General features: G+C 60.2%; 14 protein-coding genes and 1 pseudogene. 9 read left to right on the plus strand and 6 right to left on the minus strand.

Going from position 1 to position 15,231, the window contains the following annotated elements; genetic code table 11:
* The first annotated feature begins 77 nt into the window (after positions 1-77).
* Entirely contained in the window at positions 78-995 is a 918-nt protein-coding gene (gene metR, locus AOA59_RS03945) for a transcriptional regulator MetR (RefSeq protein WP_056858838.1), read from the plus strand.
* Positions 996-1,130: 135 nt separating this feature from the next.
* Here the strand turns inward: metR and AOA59_RS03955 are convergent, their stop codons facing one another.
* The 3 genes from AOA59_RS03955 to AOA59_RS03965 are packed head-to-tail and all read right to left on the minus strand — an operon-like array spanning position 1,131 to position 3,354.
* Positions 1,131-1,637 carry a GNAT family N-acetyltransferase gene (locus tag AOA59_RS03955; protein ID WP_099486010.1) on the minus strand — a complete coding sequence of 169 codons (507 nt, stop codon included), beginning with the start codon at positions 1,635-1,637 and terminating at the stop codon, positions 1,131-1,133.
* On the minus strand, positions 1,631-2,044 hold the full coding sequence (locus AOA59_RS03960; protein WP_065928890.1) for an NUDIX domain-containing protein: 414 nt from the start codon (positions 2,042-2,044) through the stop codon (positions 1,631-1,633). The genes AOA59_RS03955 and AOA59_RS03960 overlap by 7 nt, the downstream gene beginning before the upstream one ends.
* The gene (locus AOA59_RS03965; protein WP_099486012.1) at positions 2,041-3,354 is read right to left on the minus strand and encodes an HD domain-containing phosphohydrolase; all 1,314 of its coding nucleotides are present in this window, start codon (positions 3,352-3,354) and stop codon (positions 2,041-2,043) included. Before AOA59_RS03965 ends, AOA59_RS03960 begins: the two co-directional genes overlap by 4 nt.
* Before the next feature lie 228 nt (positions 3,355-3,582).
* Between AOA59_RS03965 and AOA59_RS03970 the strand changes: the two genes are divergently transcribed.
* The 5 genes and pseudogenes from AOA59_RS03970 (at position 3,583) to AOA59_RS33435 (ending at position 9,631) form a co-directional block, all read left to right on the plus strand.
* On the plus strand, positions 3,583-5,457 hold the full coding sequence (locus tag AOA59_RS03970) for a bifunctional diguanylate cyclase/phosphodiesterase (protein WP_099486014.1): 1,875 nt from the start codon (positions 3,583-3,585) through the stop codon (positions 5,455-5,457).
* A gap of 21 nt (positions 5,458-5,478) precedes the next feature.
* A complete protein-coding gene (locus AOA59_RS03975; protein WP_099486015.1) occupies positions 5,479-6,441 on the plus strand; it encodes a cytochrome-c peroxidase in 963 nt (320 codons plus the stop codon).
* Positions 6,438-8,255, plus strand: a complete 1,818-nt coding sequence (locus AOA59_RS03980) for a DAHL domain-containing protein (RefSeq protein ID WP_069786280.1) — start codon at positions 6,438-6,440, stop codon at positions 8,253-8,255. The genes AOA59_RS03975 and AOA59_RS03980 overlap by 4 nt, the downstream gene beginning before the upstream one ends.
* A 569-nt stretch (positions 8,256-8,824) precedes the next feature.
* Positions 8,825-8,908 (plus strand): annotated as a pseudogene (locus AOA59_RS33430) (hypothetical protein); the annotation flags it as partial.
* Between the two features lie 360 nt (positions 8,909-9,268).
* The gene (locus AOA59_RS33435; RefSeq protein WP_371919055.1) at positions 9,269-9,631 is read left to right on the plus strand and encodes a sensor histidine kinase; all 363 of its coding nucleotides are present in this window, start codon (positions 9,269-9,271) and stop codon (positions 9,629-9,631) included.
* 20 nt (positions 9,632-9,651) lie between these two features.
* On the opposite strand, the gene AOA59_RS03990 is transcribed toward AOA59_RS33435, so the two are convergent.
* The 3 genes from AOA59_RS03990 to AOA59_RS04000 form a co-directional block, all read right to left on the minus strand.
* Positions 9,652-9,924 carry a type B 50S ribosomal protein L31 gene (locus AOA59_RS03990; protein WP_017135901.1) on the minus strand — a complete coding sequence of 91 codons (273 nt, stop codon included), beginning with the start codon at positions 9,922-9,924 and terminating at the stop codon, positions 9,652-9,654.
* A 100-nt stretch (positions 9,925-10,024) separates the two neighbouring features.
* Positions 10,025-11,350 (minus strand): APC family permease, encoded by a 1,326-nt coding sequence (locus AOA59_RS03995; RefSeq protein ID WP_099486019.1) that lies wholly within the window; start codon positions 11,348-11,350, stop codon positions 10,025-10,027.
* A 188-nt stretch (positions 11,351-11,538) separates the two neighbouring features.
* Complete coding sequence (locus tag AOA59_RS04000) at positions 11,539-12,360, minus strand: carbon-nitrogen hydrolase family protein (RefSeq protein WP_099486021.1); 822 nt, start codon at positions 12,358-12,360, stop codon at positions 11,539-11,541.
* Positions 12,361-12,453: 93 nt separating this feature from the next.
* Between AOA59_RS04000 and AOA59_RS04005 the strand changes: the two genes are divergently transcribed.
* The 3 genes from AOA59_RS04005 (at position 12,454) to AOA59_RS04015 (ending at position 15,229) form a co-directional block, all read left to right on the plus strand.
* Entirely contained in the window at positions 12,454-13,218 is a 765-nt protein-coding gene (locus AOA59_RS04005) for a LuxR C-terminal-related transcriptional regulator (protein WP_099486023.1), read from the plus strand.
* A gap of 29 nt (positions 13,219-13,247) precedes the next feature.
* Positions 13,248-14,867: an FMN-binding glutamate synthase family protein gene (locus AOA59_RS04010; protein WP_065928882.1), complete on the plus strand. Its 1,620-nt coding sequence runs from the start codon at positions 13,248-13,250 to the stop codon at positions 14,865-14,867.
* 65 nt (positions 14,868-14,932) lie between these two features.
* Positions 14,933-15,229, plus strand: a complete 297-nt coding sequence (locus AOA59_RS04015) for a cupin domain-containing protein (protein WP_099486025.1) — start codon at positions 14,933-14,935, stop codon at positions 15,227-15,229.
* Positions 15,230-15,231 lie beyond the last annotated feature (2 nt).

Below are 15,231 nucleotides of genomic sequence, written 5' to 3' on the forward strand. Positions count from 1 at the left end.
CATGGTCGACATAGATGGGAACATGAGACAAACTCACGCTATCTCTCTTTATCACAAATTATCTTCATGGAGCGCCCGTGCTCGAAATCCGCCACCTCAAGACCCTGCACGCGTTGCGCGAAGCCGACAGCCTGGTTGAAGCCGCCGAACGCCTGCACCTGACGCAATCGGCGCTGTCCCACCAGTTCAAGGAGCTGGAAGAGCGCCTGGGCATGCCGCTATTCGTGCGTAAGACCAAGCCGCTGCGCTTCACCAGCGCCGGCCTGCGCCTGCTGCAACTGGCCGACGCCACCCTGCCCTTGCTGCGCGGCGCCGAACGCGACATCGCGCGCCTGGCCGGTGGCACCGCCGGTCGTTTGCACATGGCCATCGAGTGCCACAGCTGCTTCCAGTGGCTGATGCCGACCATCGACCAGTTCCGTGATGCCTGGCCAGAGGTTGAACTGGACCTGGCCTCAGGTTTTGCCTTCGCGCCGCTGCCGGCCCTGGCCCGTGGCGACCTGGACTTGGTGGTGACCTCCGACCCGCTGGAACTGCCGGGCATCACCTATGTGCCCTTGTTTACCTACGAAGCCATGTTGGCCGTGGCCAACCAGCATGCGCTGGCGAACAAGTCGTATATCGTGCCGCAAGACTTGCTCAGCGAAACCCTGATCACCTACCCGGTTGAGCGCGACCGCCTGGACATTTTCACGCGGTTCCTGGAACCGGCTGACGTGGAACCGGCCCAGGTGCGCACCTCGGAGCTCACGGTGATGATGATGCAGTTGGTCGCCAGCGGCCGCGGCGTGTGCGGCATGCCGCATTGGGCGCTGCATGAATACAGCTCGCGTGGGTATGTGAAGGCCAAGCGTTTGGGCGAGAAGGGCTTGTTTGCGACGTTATATGCGGGGATTCGTGCGGACATGCTGGACGCGCCGTATATGCGCGACTTCTTGCTGACCGCCAAGGACACCTCGTTTTCGACCCTGGATGGTGTCAGCGCCGTGCGGTAATCCCGCATAAATAACGACTCTAATGTGGGAGCTGGCTTGCCTGCGATGCGGATGACTCGGTCTGCCTGGTACACCGAGGTGATGCCATCGCAGGCAAGCCAGCTCCCACACAGAATTGGGTTTCCCTATAGAGTTTCAGTCGGCTTTGAGTTCACGCCACATGTGGATCTTGTCGAAGTACTCGATGCCCACCCGTACCGCCAACGGCTCCAGGCCGTACTGGATAAAGCCGCAGCGCTGGTACAACGCGAATGCGGCGTGGTTGCCCGCGGTGACGGTCAGTTGGATCAGTTTGACGCCGGGCTGGCGGCGCGCGCCATCGAGCGCCGCCTGCACCAGCTGACGGCCCAGGCCCTTGCACTGATAAGTCTCGGTCACGTACATGCCGAACAGCGTGACTTTGTGCCGGGCCTTTTCCCGAGGTTCGAAGGCCAGGCCGACAATGCCGGCCAGCGTTTGCCCTTCGAAAGCGCCGAGCACCTGATCCAACGGGCTCTGTAGGCGCTTTTCCCACCAGTTCAACGGCATCCGCGCGCGCTCCGCCACGCTGGAGGTAAACGCCTGGGGATAGGTGCCATAGGCCTCCAGCATCAACGCCCGATAAGCTTCGGCGTCATTCGCCCCCAGTGTGCGGATCAGCATGCAGCGAGCGACGCGCGATAAAACGGCAGGATCCAATCGCGAGTCAACGGCGCCAGGTGCAAACCACCCTCACCGGCCGGGTCGATCCAGCGCACTTCTTCGATTTCAGCGGCGGGGCTCACCGGCGAATCGATATGCACCTGGAACAGCTCAGCCTCCACGGTGAAGCCCGGCTCGTTGGCTGCCGGGGCCGAAAAATGGCCCAGGTAGACAGCCTCAGCCGGGTCGATGCGCAGGTTCAGTTCCTCGTACAGCTCACGGGCCAGCGCCTCGGCGGGTTGCTCACCGGCATCGATCTTGCCGCCCGGTTGCATGAACGCCTGGGTGCCACGTTTGCGCACCAGCAGGGTTTGGCCGTCGCGGCCGATCAGCAGGGCGGCGGCGATTCGAATAGTGGAAATGCTCATGAAAGAATCGGTGTCTCTTCAGGTTGTTTGATAAACACGCTGTATTTCGCGCCTTCCATCGCCTCGAACGCGATCAGCTTGTCCACCAGCGGCAGGTTCAACACCTTGCCGGCGTTCAGCAACAGCATGCCGTTATCGGCATTGAGGTTGCGGGCCAGCACCATGCCGGCTTCCAGCTCTCGGGTGGAGAGGACCTTGACATTGGGGTCGCCCAGGGTCACATCGCTGAGGAAGGCCGCGCAGGCCTGCACGAAGTCTTCCACCAGTTCCGGATCGTAAAGGCGCCCGGCGTACTTGCGGATATACAGCAACGCTTCGTCGTTGTTCAGATGCCGTTCAAGGATCAAGCCTTTTTGCAGTTCGATGAAGTCCACCGCCAGTTTAAGCAGGCGCGAGCCGGGCGGGATCGCATCGCCCTTGAGGTGATCGGGAAACCCCGTGCCGTCCCAACGCTCCTGGTGATGGCGAATGATCCGCGCCGCATCCTTCATGGGTTCGAGGGTCATCAGCAGCGATTCGCTCTGGGTCGGGTACTCGCGGTACAGGCCACGGTCGGTGCTGTGCAGCTTGTCCGACGGCGCAACCATCATGCTGTCGCTCCAGCTCAGCTTACCGATGTTGTACAGCGCAGCGGCCATGGTCAGGTCGCGGGTGCTGGCTTCGTCGATGGACTGGGCCGCGCAGTAGACCCGCACCAGTTCGATCAAGGCGCGGTTGGTCTGTTTGTCCTTGGGCAAGCGCAGGTTGGCCAACAGCGAAAACACTTCGGTACCGGTCACGTAGCTGCGCTTGAGCTCGTCGTAGGCCAGATCGAGCATGTCGGCGGTCTGTTGCAGCTCGCTGGTTCGGGCTGCCACGCGTTTTTCCAGGTTGGCGTTCAACACCTTGAGCTGATCGTTCTGCTCATGGGCCAGGCGCTCCAGGCGCTGATGCTCCAGGGCCTGGCGCAACACCAGCGGCAGTTCTTCGTCATTCCAGGGTTTACTGATGTAACGGTGAATCTGCCCTTCGTTGATCGCCTTGATGATCGTCGCGAGGTCAGCATAGCCGGTCAACAGGATGCGGCTGGTAGCCGGGTACAGCCGGTGCACTTCAGCCAGCAACTGCGCGCCGTCCATGCCGGGCATGCGGGCGTCGCTCATCACCAGGTCGATGGGCTGGGCCGCCATGATCTCCAGGGCCTGGGCGCCGCTGCCGGCGAGCACGACATTGAAAGGGTGGCCGCGCAACAGCCGGCGCAGGCTGTTGAGGATCGATTCTTCATCGTCAACCAGCAGAATCGTGGGTGGGGTCGCGAGTTGTTCATCCATGGTTACTGCGCCTTGAAAATAAACGAAATTGAGCGGAATTGAACCCTGATATCCCGTCGCGTTTCTGCGCTTGATGCACGCATCCACGCAGCTGATTTGACGCCAATTGGCCGTCGATATCAAGGGAACTCAACTATGCTGTCTCAACCGGTACGTCCATCCTCCCGGACATCAAACCAAGGAAGGAAGCGTTATGCCATCGAACCTGTTGCCAGTACAGAGTGCGCCATGAACCCGGACTCAGGGCGGGCCAACCGGCGCATTCTGATCGTGGATGACACCGCCTCTATCCACGAAGATTTTCGCAAGATTCTGTGCGCCAACCCCCACGATGCCCCCTCACTGGACAGCCTGGAAGAAGCCCTGTTCGGCACCGAGGTGCCGGTGCGCCAGACGTTTTTGCTCGATTCGGCCTATCAGGGCCAGGAGGCCCTTGCCCTGGTGAACAAGGCCCTGGCGGACGGTGCGCCCTACGCCATGGCGTTTATCGACATGCGTATGCCACCCGGCTGGGATGGTCTGCACACCATCGAACAATTGTGGAGCGTCGACCCCAACCTGCAGATTGCCCTGTGCACCGCCTATTCCGATTACTCCTTTGAGGCCATCGAAGCGCGGTTGAAGTACAACGACCAGTTACTGATCCTGAAAAAACCCTTTGACCACCTGGAAATCCGCCAGATGGCCAGCGCCCTGACCTGGAAATGGCAGCTCGCCCAAGACGTCGCCCTCAAGGTGCGGAGCCTGGAGCGCACCATTGAAGAACGCGTGCAGGAACTGCTCAAGGTTTCGCACCTGCTGCAATACGACGCGCTCACGCAGTTGCCCAACAGCGCCTTGCTGGGTGACCGCCTGACCCAGGCCATCGCCCTGGGCCGACGGCATGACACACAACTGGCGGTGATATTTATCGGGCTGGACCGCTTCAAGCGCATCAACAATGCCTTGGGGTATCCGGTGGGCGACGAGGTACTCCAGCAGGTCAGCCAGAGCCTGGTGGCGACGGTACGAGGCTCGGATTCAGTGTTTCGCTACGTGGCCGATGAGTTTGTGATTCTGCTCAACGATATCCAGCACCCGCAACAAACCCAGCATATTGCGCAAAAGTTGCTCACGTCCGTGCGCGCAACCCGCCACCTCGCCGGGCACGACCTGAGCGTCACCGCCAGCCTCGGCATCAGTATTTACCCCAATGACAGCCGCACCGCGGTGGAACTGATCAAACATGCCGAAACCGCCATGCACACCAGCAAGGAGCGCGGCCCGGGTGACTTCAGCTTTTATACCCAGACCATGAACCTGCGTGCGCAACAGCAACAGGGCCTGGAAAGCGCGATCCGCCAGGCCCTGGAGCGTGACGAGTTTGTGCTGCACTACCAGCCGAAACTGGAATTGAAAACCGGCAAAATCGTCGGTGCTGAAGCCCTGATACGTTGGTTTGAGCCGCGCTGGGGATGGATCAGCCCGTCTGAGTTCATTCCGGTGGCTGAAGACAGTGGGCTGATAGTGCCCTTGACCCAGTGGGTGCTGCGCCAGGCCTGCGAGCAAGGGCAAGCCTGGCGCGCCATGGGTTTGAGCCCGTTGTGCATCTCGGTGAACGTCTCGGCCATCGACTTTCGCCAGCGGGACTTTACCGACAACCTGGCCGAGATACTGACACAGACCGGCCTGCCGCCTGCCCAGCTGGAGTTGGAAATCACCGAAAGCGTGTTAATGCAGAATGTCGACGACACCGTTGCCACCTTGAACACGATCAAGGCCATGGGCGTGCGTCTGGCCCTGGATGACTTCGGCACCGGTTACTCCAGCCTCAGCTACCTGCGGCGCTTTTCCATCGATGTGCTGAAAATCGACCAATCTTTCGTGCACGGCATGAGCGTAAATAGCCAGGACGCCCAACTGATCAGCGCTATCATCGCAATGGGCAAAAGTCTGAACCTGAGCATCGTTGCCGAAGGCGTGGAGACCCGCGAACAACTGGACTTCCTGCAAGCTCAGCGGTGCGAAGAAGGCCAGGGTTTTCTATTCAGCAAAGCCGTGCCCCCAAAGGATTTTGCGCAGTTGATGCAAGCCGGTCACCCTGCCCTGATGCCCGATCAATAGCCGATTGCAAGGAGTGCTCGCTTGAACGAAGTATCAACCCAAGGGCTCATCTTCACCTTATGGTTAAGCGCGAGTCTGCCACTGGCGGCCGCACCGCTGGACGAGGCACTCAAACCCTTGCCGGACGTGCCGATGCTGGACCCGGCCAAAGTCGAACTGGGCCGGCAACTGTTCAATGAGCCGCGCCTGTCAGCCAACAACACGCTGTCCTGCGCCAGTTGCCATCGCCTGGAGTCCGGCGGCGCCGACGACAAGGCGTTTTCGATCGGTTTTGACGGCAAACCGGTAGAGTTCAACACCCCATCGGTGTTCAACGCCAGCCTGAATTTCAAACAGTTCTGGAATGGCCGTGTCGACACGCTGGAGGCGCAAGTCGAACACGTGGTCATCAGCACGACAGAAATGGGCAGCGACTGGAAAACCGTGGTGCAGAACCTCGCAGCCGTGCCCGCCTACCGGAACGCATTCCAGCGGACCTATCCCGATGGCGTCACTGCAGCCAATGTGCAAAACGCCCTGGCCACTTATGAGCGCACGCTGCTCACGCCCGACTCGCGATTTGACCAATACTTGAAGGGCAATACAGAGATCCTGACCCTCAAGGAAAAGTACGGCTACCAGCATTTCAAAGATTACGGCTGTATCGCCTGCCACCAGGGTGTGAACATCGGCGGCAACATGTTTCAAAAATTCGGCGTGATGGATGACTACTTCCAGGCCCGCGGCAACCCGGTCGAGTCGGACCTGGGGCGTTACCTGTTGACCAAGGATGAAGAGGACCGCTATGTGTTCAAGGTACCCAGCCTGCGCAATGTGGCGGTCACCGCGCCCTACTTTCACGACGCTTCGGCCAAAAGCCTGGAAGAGGCCGTGGACGTAATGTTCAAATATCAACTGGGGCGCATTCCGACCCAGGAAGACAAGGACCTGATCATCCTGTTTCTCAAGACCCTGACCGGCCAATGGGCGGGCAAGCCGTTATGAGCCGACTGTCCCGCCGCCGTACCAGCCAGCTGTTGCTGGGGTTGATGACCCTGCTGCTGGCCTCGACCCTGATCTTTTTGTACCTCATGTCCTCCCGCGACCAAACGGCCAGCTACACCCAGTCACGGGACCTGATCCGCCAGCTCCAGCAACTCAATGCGCAATGGGACAGCGAAGTACTCAAGGCCCGGGTCTCGATTACCCACAACTACGATCCGCTGGTGACACCGCTTACCGAAATGACGCGCATATGGGCCGAACTGGGCAGCCGCGACACCTACCACCACACCGCCGACCTGACCGGTTGGCACGCCACCCAGCAAGCGTATCAAGCCGCCATCCAGGAAAAGGCACGGCTGGTAGACCAGTTCAAATCCCACAATGCGGTGCTGCGCAACTCGCTGGCGTTTCTGCCGACCGCTGAAGACGATATCCAGGCCCAGTTCAGTCGTATTGACGATGGAGGTCGGCTGCAACTGCAAAGCGTGGCCACCGACACCTACGACCTGCTGCTCAGCAGCCTGGAGTTCGCCCAGGTCACCAGTGACGATCGCGCCGCCGATATTCTGGTGGGCCTGGGCAAGCTGAAAGTCAACAAGGAGCGCCTGCCCAGTGAATTCCAGGCCCCGGTCGTGATCCTCAGCAACCACATTTCGCTGATCCTGCGCGAGCAGCCGGTGGTCAACAGCCTCCTCGAACGAATTGCCACAGTGCCCGTGGCCGAGCGCCTGGATGACTTGACCACCCACCTCAACCAGGACCAGCAGGCGGCCGACCTCATTGATCATCAATACCACCGCTACCTGTTGATTTTCTCAACCCTGCTGGTGGTGTTGCTGCTGTACCTGGCGGTACGCCTGTTGCGCAGTTTCGCCGAGATCAACCGGATCAATCGTGCCTTGCAGGCCGCCAACGAAACCCTGGAACACAGAGTGGAGCGGCGCACGCAACAGCTCAAGGACGCCCAGAGCGAGCTGATGGACAGCGCCCGCCAGGCGGGCATGGCGGAAATCGCCACGAACGTGCTGCACAACGTTGGCAACGTGCTCAACAGCGTGAACATTTCCGCCGACCTGGTGGCGCGCCAATTGCGCAACAGCAAGGTCCAGGGCCTGGGCAAAGCCATGCAACTGATCAACGCGCATCAGGGCGACCTGGGCACCTTCCTCAACGAGGATGAAAAGGGCAAATTGCTGCCGGGCTACCTGAACCAGTTGGTCGAAGCGATTGCACTCGAACAGCAAGGCATGAGCGAGGAACTGACGCAACTGAGCAAAAGCGTTGACCACATCAAGGACATCGTCTCGACCCAGCAATCCTATGCCGGCGCCTCCACACTGCTCGAACCCGTCAACATCAGCGCGCTGATGGAAGACGCCCTGCGCATGAACGCCGGCGCTTTAAGCCGTCATCACGTCACGGTGGTCAAGGAGTACGCCCAAGTACCGGAGATTCTGGGCGACAAACACCGACTGCTGCTGATTATGGTCAACCTGATCAGCAACGCCAAGTACGCCATGTCCAACCTCAGTGACCGGCCACGGCAAATGACCCTGACCGTGCAACCGGCGGCTGACGAGACCCTGAAAATCAGTGTAAAGGACGATGGCGAAGGCATACCCGCCGAGAACATGACCCGGATATTCACCCACGGTTTCACCACCCGCAAAGAAGGCCATGGTTTCGGCCTGCACAGCTGTGCCCTGGCCGCCGTGGAAATGCACGGCCAACTCAGCGCTCACAGTGATGGGCCAGGCCTTGGCGCAGTGTTTACCCTGACGATTCCTCTCACCCTTGCCGGAACTGCCCCATGAACCAGCCTCCCAACCGGCGCATTCTGCTGATTGATGACACACCGTCAATTCATGAAGATTTTCGCAAGATTCTGATGCCGAGCGTGGCCTCCAACCCCGCACTGGATGACCTGGAGTCAGCGCTGTTCGGCGACGCCGCCACGCCTCAGGCTCAGGCATTCGACCTGCATTCGGCGTACGGTGGCGAAGAAGGCCTGGGTTTGCTGACCACGGCCATGGCAGAACAACGGCCCTACGCGCTGGCTTTTGTGGACATGCGCATGCCCCAGGGCTGGGACGGCGCGAAGACCATCGAGGCATTGTGGAAGGTCGACCCCGACCTGCAAGTGGTGGTGTGCACCGCGTACTCGGATTACTCCTGGGAGGACCTGCTCTTTCGCCTGCACGCCCATGACCGTTTGCTGATCCTGAAAAAACCCTTCGACAACATTGAAGTCCAGCAAATGGCCAACACCCTGGCCAACAAGTGGGACATGGCCCGTCGCGCCGCCTTGCAAACCTTGCACCTGGAACAGCTGGTGGAACAACGTACCCAGGCGCTGCAACTGGAAATCGACGAGCGCAAGCACTTGGAAAGCCAGCTGGTGCAGTCGGAAAAGCTCGCTTCGCTGGGTCAGCTTGCCGCCGGTGTCGCCCATGAGATCAACAACCCGGTAGGCTTCATTTCGTCCAACCTCAACACCCTTGATGGCTACTTTAACCAGCTGCAACAGATGCTTGAAGCTTATCGAAACAGTGAGGAAATAATCGCATCGCAACCACAGCGCGACCAGCTCAAGGCCTTGCGCACTACGTTGGAGCTGGACTTTCTCAAGGAGGACATCCCGATCCTGATCCGCGAATCCAAGGATGGCATTGGCCGCGTGGTGCAAATCGTCAAAGACCTGAAAAATTTTTCGCGGGTGGACAACGACCAGACCTGGCAATTCTCCAACCTGCAACAAGGCATTGATTCGACGCTGAACATCGTCGCCAGCGAACTCAAGTACAAGGCTGATGTGGTCAAGCACTACATGCCGCTGCCGGACATCGAGTGCCTGGCGTCGCAGCTCAATCAAGTGGTGATGAATCTGGTGATCAACGCCGCACAAGCCATGGGCCCGGAACGCGGCACCATTACCATCAGCAATGGTGTGGAAGGCGAGAACATCTGGCTGGAAGTGGCGGACGACGGCTGTGGGATTGCGCCGCAAACCGTGCAGAAAATTTTCGACCCCTTCTTCACCACCAAACCCGTCGGCGAAGGCACCGGCTTGGGGTTGTCACTGTCCTACGGCATCGTCAAGAAACACCGGGGCACAATCTCGGTCAGCAGTGAGTTGGGCAAGGGCACAACCTTTCGGGTGGTGCTGCCGATTCGGCAAACGGCGGCGTAGGGCACGCCGCCGAGTCAGGGTTATGCATCCGCCTTTTTTGGGCTGGACCCAAACGAAGCGAAACGCTTGTTGAACCCGGCAATCCGGCCTTCGACCTGGGTCTTGCGCTGCTGGCCGGTGTAGATCGGGTGCGAGGCGCTGGACACATCGAGCGGGATGTACGGGTAAGTGTTGCCGTCGCTGTGTGTATGGGTGCGGTCGCTGTCGGCGGTGGAGCCGATCAGGAAGAACACGTCGGCGGCGGTGTCGTGGAACAGCACGGTACGGTAGTCGGGATGGATACCAGCTTTCATAAGGCCTCCGGGGCGTCTGGGTGCAATTTAAGCGTTATACAGTAACACAAATCATGCGCCCAAACGAGAACCGATTGCAATAAGAATAGGCCGGCCGCTTCTATGCCGCTTCCTGAAAGTCCATTTCCGGCGGTTGCTTTGAGAAACCGCGTGTGAGGAAGCCCAGGTAAACCACGCCAATCGCCAACCACACCGCGCCCAGGTAAATCGCCAGTTGATCGAGGCTGACCATCAGCCACAGGTCCGCCAACAGGCCGATGGTCGGGAAGATCAGAAACAGGATCACCTCACGCACACCGCGCGCTTTGGCGCCGATCCAGTAGTGAAAGATCACCGACAGGTTCACCAGGCTGAACGCCAGGAACGCACCGAAGTTAATGAACGAAGTCGAGGTGGTCACGTCAAGCTTCAACGCCAGCAAGGCCACCAGCGCACACAACAGGATGCTGTTGACCGGCGTGCCGAAGCGCGCATGCAAGGTGCCGAAGAATGACTTGGGCAACACGCCGTCACGGCCCATGGCAAATAACAGGCGCGAACCGCTGGCCTGGGCCGACAGCCCCGAGGCGAACTGGCCGACGATCAGCCCGATCAGGAAGATCGACACAAACAGGTCACCGCCCAGGTTGCGGGCAATCTCATAGGCCGCCGAGTCCACATCGGCAAACTCAAACGACGGGTGGGCGATCTGCACGAAGTACGACCCCCCCACGAAGATCAGCCCGCCGATCAAGGTGATCAGCATGATCGCCCGTGGGATGGTGCGGCGTGGGTCGCGGGTTTCTTCGGTGAGGGTACTGACCGCGTCAAAGCCCAGGAACGAATAACAGGCGATGGCCGCGCCGCTCATGATCAGCGGCATGTGCATCTGGCCGTTGAAAAAGGGTGCAAGCGTCCACAGTGGCTTGCTCGCGTCACCGCCGATGTAGTGGATGCACAGCGCGACGAATGCGATCAGCACCAGAAACTGCACCAGCATCAACAGCGCGTTGATGCCGTTGGCGAGCTTTAAGCCGATGATATTGATTGCCGTGGTGATGCCGATAAACGCCAGCACCCACACCCACTGCGGCACCGTCGGGAACGCCGAATGCAGGTACGCAGCGCCGATCAGCCAGATGGCCATGGGCAGGAACAGGTAGTCGAGCAACACCGCCCAACCGGCGATAAAACCCAGCTTGGGGCTGATGGCCTTGCGCACATAGCTATAGGCGGAACCGGCCACCGGGAAGGCCTGGGCCATGCGCCCGTAGCTCATGGCGGTAAAGAACATCGCCACCAGCGCCGCAAGATACGCGGCCGGCACCATGCCGCCGGTGGATTGCGCGAGGATGCCGAAGGTGCCAAGCACAATGATCGGCGTCATATAGGCGATGCCAAACAGCACCACCGACCCTAACGACAGGGTGCGTTGCAAACGAGCCATGAGCGATTCTCCGCTGAATTATTAGATTTATGGCAGAACTGAAGTCGGTGAAGCGCAAACTATTTTTATGATTGATCGTTCCCACGCTACGCGTGGGAATACAGCCCAGGACGCTCTGCGTCGGCTCTTGAACGTCGTGACGCAGAGCGTCACCGCAGGCATTCCCACGCAGAGCGTGGGAATTATCATCAGTGCCGGGGGATCAGGAGTTCGCGCGTCCCATCGCTGTGCTCAATCACCTCGCCGGGCAATTTCAAGCGCTGGTCATCCAGGTAGCGGTAGTCCTTGCGAGCTGCCACCAACTGGTCGAGATCCAGCTCGACGGCGAATTGCCCTTCCTCACGCCCGGCTTCAAACAGCAAGGTGCCGATCGGGTCCACCAGCGCGCTGCCGCCGGCGAACAACAGGTCGCCGTCGCCTTCTCCGACCCGGTTGACCATCAGCGCAAACGCCTGGTTTTCCTGGGCGCGGGCCATGATCGCGGTGCGGTGCGTGGTGCCGTAAGGGTCCATGTTGCCGTTGGTGACGATCAGCAGTTCGGCGCCCAACTGCGCCAGGGCGCGGGCGGTTTCCGGGAACTCGATGTCGTAGCAGATCAGCAGGCCGACGCGCACGCCGTTCCACAGGCACGTGGCGTAGCGATCACCCGGGTTGAACACGCCGCGATCCGAAGCCCACAGGTGGGTCTTGCGATACCGCAGGGCGATGCCTTCGGGGGTGATCAGCAAGGTGGTGTTATAGAACTGACCATCGTCGTGCTCGGCCATGCCGATGACCACGGCAATATTGCGCGCACGGGCCGCCTGGATAACCGCGTGTACGGTGGGGCCGTCTACCGGCTCGGCGATCGCGGCGACAGTCTCGGCCGACGGAAAGCCCATTAAGTGGGTTTCCGGGAAGACGATCAGTTGCGTGTCGGCGGCGCACGCAGCAATGGCCGCCAAGGCGCGCTCAAGGTTGTAAGCTGTAGCGTTATCGCGCCCTGCCAATTGGGCAATTTCGACCTTCATGGGTATTCCTTGTTCTTTATCCGTGCCGCAGTATGCGCAGCCAACACCGGCCAGGGAATTACGCGGCCGGGGTAACCCGATAGGGGTAGATTGATGAGCATGACGCTGCAAGACATCGCCTGGCACCGTTCGGTGGGGCAAATGATAGACGCCCTGGACCAGCCCAACTTCTGGACCCAGTTGGTGCGGCTGTTGGACCAGTACGTGCCGTCCGACAGTTGGGTCGCCTTGCTGTTCAGCAATGAGCACCGCCCGCTGGTGTTCGCCGAATGCCCAGGCGCCGACGGCGCGCCGGACCCTCTGTTCCAGGACTACCTCAACGGCCTGTACCTGCTTGACCCGTTCTACATCGCCAGCCGCGAACACCCGCGCACCGGCCTGTTGCGCCTGGCGGAAGTGGCACCGGAGCATTTCGAGCTGACCGAGTACTACCAGCGCTACTTTCGCCTGAACGTGGTGGCCGATGAAATCCAGTTCAATTGCCACCTGCCGGACGGGCGCACCCTGTGCCTGTCGCTGGGCTCAAAACAGCGTTTTGACCCACAGAAAATTGCCCTGCTGTCACTGATCCAGCCTTGGGTGTTGAGCCTGCTGCGCCAGCGCCTGCCCCATGAACTGAACCAGGTGAGCGCGCCGCAGCCGCCGATTCAAAAGGATGATTGGGGCGCTCAACTCACCGCCCGCGAGCTGGATGTGGGCCGCTTGATGCTCAGCGGTTGCTCCAGCAAGGAGATCGCCCGTAAGCTGGAAATCTCTGTTGAAACCGTGAAAGTCCATAAGAAACACATGTACAGCAAGCTGGGGATCAAATCCCAGTCGGAGCTGTTCTCGATCTTTCTTCAGGCGCAAAACGCCTAGCCGATGAGTCCGAACCCAAGGAAACCCGTATGAGCCTGTCGTTATTAAGCCGTTACGCCTTCTTTGCCGTGTGCGTCATTTTTACCCTCGCCAGCCTCCCTTTTATCGAACATGAGTGGCTGTGGCCCATCACCGTGGTCACCGGCGTCCTCAGCCTGATCGGCCTTTTCGACCTGCTGCAAAGCCCCCACGCGGTACGCCGCAACTACCCGATCCTGGGCAATATCCGTTACCTGGTGGAAGCCATCCGCCCGGAGATCCGCCAGTACCTGCTCGAATCCGACAGCGACGCCCTGCCCTTTTCCCGCGCTCAGCGCTCGCTGGTCTACTCGCGCGCCAAGAACGAAACCGCCGACAAACCCTTCGGCACCCTGATCGACGTGTACCAGTCGGGCTTTGAGTTTATCGGCCATTCCATGCGCCCGGCGCCGCTCAGCGACCCCAGCGCCTTTCGCGTGATGGTCGGCGGCCCGCAGTGCACCCAACCCTACTCGGCCTCGGTGTTCAACATCTCGGCCATGAGCTTCGGCTCGTTGAGCGCCAATGCGATTCGTGCCCTCAACCAAGGCGCCAGGCTCGGCAACTTTGCCCATGACACCGGCGAAGGCAGCATCAGCCCCTACCACCGCGAAAACGGCGGCGACCTGACCTGGGAACTGGGCAGCGGTTACTTCGGCTGCCGCACCAGCGACGGCCGTTTCGACCCGGAACGTTTTGCCGTGCAGGCACAGAACCCGCAAGTGCGCATGATCGAAATCAAGATGAGCCAGGGCGCCAAACCCGGCCATGGCGGCATCCTGCCAAAGCACAAAGTCACCCAGGAAATCGCCGAGACGCGCGGCATCATGATGGGCGAGGACTGCATCTCGCCGTCGCGCCACAGCGCGTTTTCCACACCGGTTGAGATGATGCAGTTCATCGCGCAACTGCGTGAACTGTCGGGCGGCAAACCGGTGGGCTTCAAGTTTTGCCTGGGCCACCCATGGGAATTCATGGGCATCGCCAAGGCCATGCTCGAAACCGGCATTCTCCCGGACTTTATCGTGGTCGACGGCAAGGAAGGTGGAACCGGCGCCGCGCCGGTGGAGTTCACCGACCATATCGGCGTGCCGCTGCGTGAAGGCCTGCTGTTTGTGCACAACACCCTGGTGGGCTTGAACCTGCGCGACAAGATCAAGCTGGGCGCCAGCGGCAAAATCGTCAGCGCCTTCGATATCGCCAGCGTGCTGGCCATCGGCGCGGACTGGGCCAACTCGGCGCGCGGCTTTATGTTCGCCATCGGCTGCATCCAGTCGCAAAGCTGCCACACCAACAAATGCCCGACGGGCGTGGCTACACAAGACCCGCTGCGCCAGCGTGCGCTGGTGGTGCCCGACAAAGCCCAGCGCGTGTTCAATTTCCACCGCAACACGCTGCACGCCCTGGCGGAAATGCTCGCCGCCGCCGGCCTGGATCATCCGTCGCAGTTGTCGGCCAAGCATTTGGTGCGGCGCATGTCGGCGACCGAAATCAAACTGTTCTCGCAGCTGCATGTGTTCCTCAAACCCGGCGAGTTGCTCACCGGCGAGGTGAACGGCGAGTTCTATTCGCGCATGTGGCAGATGGCGCGGGCGGACAGTTTTGAGCCGCATGAAGTCGCCGCTGCGTAAATATTCGAACACTCTTGACCGCTGAACCGGACCACCGACGGCATTGTTGAAACAAGGAGCTTCACATGCCGTTACTCGACTTCAGCGCCATTGCCGCACAACTGCCCGACAGCTGGAAATCCACGCGCCTGGGCCAGGTTGGCCCTGCGCGGATCAAGGTGTTGCGTATGGATGAGCAGGCTTATCAGGAGGAAACCCATGATTACAACGAAGGGTTGTTGGTGATCGACGGTCAATTGCGCTTGAGCGTCGGTGATCAGGAGGTTCGGGTGAGCGCCGGGCAGATGTACTTTGTGGAAGCAGGGGTTGCACATGCCGTGGCTGCTGGGAGCCATGGCACGTTGGTGATAATCGATACGTAGGT

It is taken from the genome of Pseudomonas sp. 2822-15 (assembly GCF_002742515.1).
Lineage (GTDB): Bacteria > Pseudomonadota > Gammaproteobacteria > Pseudomonadales > Pseudomonadaceae > Aquipseudomonas > Aquipseudomonas salomonii.